The following is a 6,200-nucleotide window of genomic DNA, read 5'->3' as shown; positions in this document are numbered from 1 at the left end:
ATACATATTAATATCCAAACTATCTGCAAGTTCCTGAAGAGTAGCTATTTCAGCAGTAATGCGATAAATCCAAAAAATATTTTTGTCTTTTTCGATGAGAGAGAGGGATTTGCGTTTTGCCTCTTTGAAATGAAAAAGAGCATTATCATGGTGCTTGAATTTCAGCGCATTAATACCCAAATAAAAATGAGTTTGTCCATCATACACTCCACCGCTTACATTAGCAAGTGATGCTTGCATTTTTTCCATCTTTGGATCGGTTACGCTCAGATAAACGAGCTGATTAAATCCTCGCATGGTTATTAGTTGAGAAAGTGTTTCGTTATCAATGAGATGATTGAAATGCTCTTGTCGATAGGTATTTCCAGAGATCAGGAAGAGTTTCATAGAGGGTTCTACATCACTGTAAAGGGCAAAATGGTTATTATAATTCATCGTTCTAAGCCATTGAATATCTCCGAAACGATCCCCTAAACGCATTGCAATCAATTCACGTTCATAACTTTGTAAGCGTTGTGCTTTTATTGGCGAAATAGCAAGATAGAGGCAATCATCTTGTTCTATATTCATAAGTTCGGTAGATACTTTTTGCATACATTCTGAGGTATAGCGTATTTCGGGCTCATCAGTTTTTGCGGCATAATCAAATAAAAAACGTTCATTGACATTATCAACTTGATAAAATGCTTCTGAAGCCTCTGAGGCATTAATATCTTGTTTTAAAAACTGCCAGATAAGAAAGTTTTTTTCACGAGATGCAGGTTTATCGTTGATTTGATCGATGGTAATGGCTGAGAGTGTTCCGCACAAGAGTACGGAAAGTAGAAACGTCGATCTCATCCAAGAACCAACGCATTGATTATATTGATGAGGACAATATCGATAACATTAAGTGCAACAATCAAAATGATTGGAGACAAATCCAAACCATTAAAGACAGTAGGGATAAATCGACGAATTAAATCATAGGCAGGTTGCGTTAAACGATAGATGACTTGTACGATCGGATTATATGGATCAGGTCGCACCCACGTTAAAAGTGCTCCGATAATGACTACCCAAATATAAACCGTAAGCAGGGAGTGGACGATACCGCCTAGACCTGAAATTATTCCTGATATCATTTGACCACCTCTTTAAGATAATTTTTGATATGGGTATAGAGATCATTCATCTCAGGACCGTGTTCCGCACCACTGAGAAGAAGTCGGAGCGGTTTAAAAAGATTTTTTTCTTTTAGACCACTGTGCTCTATCAAATAAGCTTTGTATGACTCATAATCATCAAAATGGGGAGCTTTTAGGGTTAGCTCACGTAATACATCAAACCCTTCTTTATTATATTCCTCAGAAACAACTTTAGGGGCAAAAATGGCACCGATTTTGGTACGAAGCTCTTTAAGGGTACTCACCTCTTCCAAAAAGAGTTTAGCAAGATTTCCGATCTCTTCATCGGCAAAACCAATATATCGAGAGAGTTCTTTTGGATCAAGTCCACGGAGGTGTTCACGATTGATAAATTTGAGCTTATCGATATCAAATCGCTCAGGCGTTTTGGAAAGAGTTTTTAAATCAAACCATTTAATAGCCTCTTTGAGAGTGAAAATTTCACACGGAGGTTTATTCCCCATTAAAATCAGATAGTTCGTGATAGCTTCGGGCAAATACCCCTCTTCAAGGAGCCATTTGATACTTACGGAGTTCTCAAGGATACTCGGCAGATGAACGTATTCGACTTTTTTGGTATAACCCAGTGCTTCATGAATCGCGATTTGTTTAGGGGTGTTACTGAGATGATCTTCGTCACGGATGATGAGGGAGATATCCGAGAGCATATCATCCACCGCACACGCAAAATTATAAGTTGGGTATTTATCGGCGCGCATCAAAATAAAACTATCAATGTCATCGGCGGAAAAGGTACTTTCACCTTTGATAATATCGGTAACCGTAATCGAATATATCGGCTTTTTGAGACGAATCGTAAATGGGAGAGGATTGTCGATAACCTCTTCAGGATGGAGGTTTTCACACGCACCATCGTAACGATAAGCAATTTTACCCTCTTTGGATGCTTCACGCTTTTTTTCCAAAGTTTCAGAGGTACAAAAACAGTTAAATGCTTTTTTATCTTGAAGGAGTTGAAGTGCCATAGCACGATGAAAACGAAGGTTATTGCTTTGAAATTGTTGCTCTTGGTATTCGATCCCAAACAGTGCCAAAATCTCAAAAATCTCTTTTTCTTTTCCGGGGATATTACGCTCTTTATCGATATCTTCGATACGGATGAGAAGCGGTTCTTCTCGTTGAACGGAACAGATATAGTTAAACAATGCGACGCGAAGATTGCCGATGTGCATATCTCCCGTCGGACTTGGAGCGAAACGGAGCATAAACGGTTCCTACATTTTTTTTGTTATTCTAACAGATTCTCTATTTGAGAGAGCTTTTATCGAGCAGCAGTGCCTGTGCGTAGGATGCAATTTGGTATTCTTCATCGGTAGGAATTACGAGTAATTTAACGGTAGAATTATGTTGATGAATAAAAAGTGCATTATGAGTATTTTGTTCATCATCTATGCGGATGTCTAAATGATCCAACTTCTCACACATCGTCTTTCTTACTAAAGCAGAGTGTTCTCCTATCCCCCCAGTAAAAATTATAGCATTTACACCATCTAATACAGCCATATAGGCACCGAGCTGTTTTCGTAAACGGTAGCAAAACATCTCTACAGCCAATTCTGCATTCGGTTCACCTGCATTTTTAGCTTCAATAATACGGCGTAAATCATTCGTGCCGGCGATTGCGATCAAACCGCTTTGTTTATTCAACAATATCTCTATTTCATCGATAGTTAGATGTTTTTCTCGCATCAAATAACCAATGATTGATGGATCGATACTACCGCTACGGGAACCCATCATAAGACCTTCCAAAGGCGTCATACCCATCGACGTATCGATACTAATCCCCTGACGTATTGCACAGGCACTGACACCGTTGCCAATATGAAACGTGATAAGATTCAATATTTCACGAGGCAATCCTAAATGTTCAGATCCTTTGCGACTAACATAATCATGTGAGCTGCCGTGAAATCCGTAACGTCTTATATGGTAGTTTTCATACAAATCATGGGGGAGGGGATAGCGATAGGCATAAGGAGGCATTGTTTGATGAAACGATGTATCGAATACTGCGATATGAGGAACATTCGGGGCAATGGTTCGAGCAGCCATAATCCCTTCGATATTAGCAGCGTTATGAAGCGGTGCGAGAGGAACCAGACGGCGAATTTCGTCAATAAATAGATCATTGATGATTACCGGAGCATAAAACTGGTCACCTCCATGGACGACACGATGAGCAAATCCCTCTATCTGGCAAATATCGATGTTGTGTCGAACCAAAGCAACACCCATTTGGATAAATCCGTCGTGATAGTCCAAGACTTCTTCGATCAGACCATGATCGATCATTTCAAGTGTTGCGGCATTATATACACTGTATTTGATTGATGAACTTCCGGCATTGATAACAATGATGCTCATTTCTCTTCACTTTGCGTCTGGATTGCTGTAATAAGAATTGTATTGACAATATCAGCAACACTGCATCCTCGGCTGAGATCGTTGATTGGCTTTTTGAGCCCCTGTAAAATCGGACCGATAGCCACTGCATTCGATGAACGCTGAACTGCTTTATAGGTATTATTCCCTGTGTTAAGGTCGGGAAAAATAAAAATAGTGGCACACCCAGCCACGGGTGATTCGGGGAGTTTGATGCGAGCGACATCTGGGTCAATAGCAGCATCGTATTGTATCGGTCCTTCGATGAGTAGTTCAGGATGGAGCGATTTAACGATTTGGGTGGCTTCTCGTACTTTATCAACATCACTTCCATGCCCAGAATCTCCCGTAGAGTACGATAACATGGCAATTCTCGGTTCGATCCCGAATTGTTTGGCGGTAAGTGCTGAAGCAATGGCAATCTGAGCAAGCTCCTCGGCATTGGGATCTTGGTTCACGGCACAGTCCGCATAGACCAATACGTTATTTGACATACACATAAATAAGAGGCTTGAGACGAGAGTGATGGGTAGGCTAGTTTTGATAATTTGTAATGCAGGGAGGATAGTGTCTTGGGTTGTATGAATCGCGCCGGAAACCATACCATCCGCATCACCGTTATGTACCATCATGGTTGCGAAATAAGTTCGGTGAGTCATCGCATCTTGTGCTGTATGAAGACTCATCCCTTTGTGTTTGCGCAAACGATAGAATTGTTCAACATAGATTTGCATCAGAGGGGAGTTGCTAGGATCAATGATGGTTGCTTTAGAAAGATCCAATCCCAACATACCGGCTTGGTTTACAATAGCAATCGGGTCACCAAGCAATATCAGTTCAACCGCTTCACGCCGAAGCAGCATATCAGCAGCTCGAAGTATCCGTTCATCATTGCTTTCAGGCAATACGATCCGTTTGCGATTATGATGAGATCGCTGATAAAGACCGTATTGGAACATTGAGGGGGTAATAATATCCGTGCGGGAAGTTTGAAGCAATGTTGTGATGGTTTCACTATCCACTGCACGCATGAATTCTCCCATTGACAAAGCAATTTTACGATCATGTATTGGGCAAAAAGAGGGAACGATATGATCGATGAGAATAGCACTTTGATAGGTGTCGTTGGTAACACTAAGGATGGCAATATTACACTCGGAAATTCCCCTTATGAGTTTTAAGAATGGCTCAGGAGGTATAATCCCTCCTGTGAGTAAAATACCTGCAATCGATGGAAAATCACTCGAACGGTTGGCATATATGACACTTAAAATCACATCAAGACGATCCCCAGGAACAATAATCAGATCCCCCTCTTCGAAATGGGTGATGAGATGTTCGATAGTCATCGCCGCGATTTTAGGTTGCTTGATGGTTCGTTCCAAATCTTCTTGCGTGCCAAAAATAAGATCGGCGTTGAGAGAGCGTTTTACTTCCGCAATACTGAGAGTATTGAGTTCATCCAACTCTCGTATCAAAAAAATCGGGGGACTATGTTCGTGAGTTTGACGTTCAAAGCAACGATGTTCGTCATCATCAAGACGGTTGACTATGATACTTAAAAGATCAATATGTTCATTTTTGAGCGACAATCGCTCCATGGCTATTTCATGTAAAAGGTGTTCAGAGCTTTTTGCCTTGGCATTAACGACGAAGAGATAGGGAGATTGGAGATTTTTAGCGATCGTATGGTTAAAATTATGAGAGAGGATAGTCGAGAGTGCTGAAGGGTCAAAGCCCTGAATCAAAACAAAATCGTACACTTTTTCAAGGACATGGTACTGTTCGATAATAGTTTCGATCACTTCGGATTCTCTATTCTCAGAGAGGAGGGATTCGAGTGCATCCAAAGAATAGCTAAAACAGCTTTGTTCTATTTGCTCTAGTGCAAAATGTTCTATCATAAAATGAATGTCATTATCGTTTTTTTCGGAGATGATCGGTTTGTAAAATGCGATATTGCCAAGGCGGCTTTTGAGTAGTTCCATGATACCCATCGAGACAAACAGCGATCCTGCATTGGGTTCAAGTGAAGCGATGTAGAGATTTTTAACGCTCATTGAAAAACTCCTGAGTTTCATAGGAGCATAGTAACATGAATAAAATAAATAAACGGAAATTTAAAGTGGTGACCCCAAGGGGATTTGAACCCCTATGGCCAGAATGAAAATCTGGAATCCTAACCATTAGATGATGGGGCCACTTTAAAAAAAGAAAGACACAGGAAAACCTGAGCCGAAATTATAAAACTATATTGCTGAAAAAGAGATAAAGCAATATAGTTTTTTCCCACAACAGTGAGAAGCAGGAAAATTAGTCGTTATAAAATGAACGAAGTGCACGGATAATAACAGCATTTTTAGAGATGCTCTCTGCTTTTGCATTATCATCAACCAACTCATAAACATCTAAAGGCAATGAAATTGAGAATGTTTTAGTTTCAATCTTTTTACGTCTTGATACAAGGCTTGTGATATTTTGAAGCATCTCAAGAATTTTTTTCGTATCAATCGGTTTTTGGATGAAACTGTTAACACCTACTTCGATTGATTCAGAAATTTTTTGAATATCATTACTTGCAGAAATAACGATAATAATTTGTGAAGGATTGATCGCACGGATACGGCG

At 40.1% G+C, this 6,200-nt stretch carries 5 protein-coding genes, 1 tRNA gene and 1 pseudogene; all 7 read right to left on the bottom strand.

Translation table 11 applies throughout. From position 1 onward, the window contains the following. Window positions 1-840: pseudogene (locus tag WA010_RS11235) on the bottom strand (hypothetical protein); the annotation flags it as partial. Continuing rightward, entirely contained in the window at window positions 837-1,124 is a 288-nt protein-coding gene (locus WA010_RS11230; RefSeq protein WP_422557205.1) for a YggT family protein, read from the bottom strand. The pseudogene WA010_RS11235 and the gene WA010_RS11230, both read right to left, overlap by 4 nt. After that, window positions 1,121-2,392 carry a glutamate--tRNA ligase gene (gltX, locus tag WA010_RS11225; protein WP_422557204.1) on the bottom strand — a complete coding sequence of 424 codons (1,272 nt, stop codon included), beginning with the start codon at window positions 2,390-2,392 and terminating at the stop codon, window positions 1,121-1,123. Before gltX ends, WA010_RS11230 begins: the two co-directional genes overlap by 4 nt. Window positions 2,393-2,432: 40 nt before the next feature. Continuing rightward, window positions 2,433-3,554 carry an acetate/propionate family kinase gene (locus WA010_RS11220; RefSeq protein ID WP_422557203.1) on the bottom strand — a complete coding sequence of 374 codons (1,122 nt, stop codon included), beginning with the start codon at window positions 3,552-3,554 and terminating at the stop codon, window positions 2,433-2,435. After that, on the bottom strand, window positions 3,551-5,632 hold the full coding sequence (pta, locus tag WA010_RS11215) for a phosphate acetyltransferase (protein WP_422557202.1): 2,082 nt from the start codon (window positions 5,630-5,632) through the stop codon (window positions 3,551-3,553). The genes WA010_RS11220 and pta overlap by 4 nt, the downstream gene beginning before the upstream one ends. Window positions 5,633-5,698: 66 nt before the next feature. After that, window positions 5,699-5,773, bottom strand: a tRNA-Glu gene (locus WA010_RS11210). A 112-nt stretch (window positions 5,774-5,885) separates the two neighbouring features. After that, window positions 5,886-6,200 (bottom strand): response regulator (locus WA010_RS11205; RefSeq protein ID WP_422557201.1); only part of this gene is annotated, 315 nt, incomplete at its 5' end.

Source organism: Sulfuricurvum sp., assembly GCF_049305995.1.
In the GTDB taxonomy this organism is placed as follows: Bacteria; Campylobacterota; Campylobacteria; order Campylobacterales; family Sulfurimonadaceae; genus Sulfuricurvum.
This window is presented reverse-complemented; position numbering and strand designations above follow the sequence as displayed.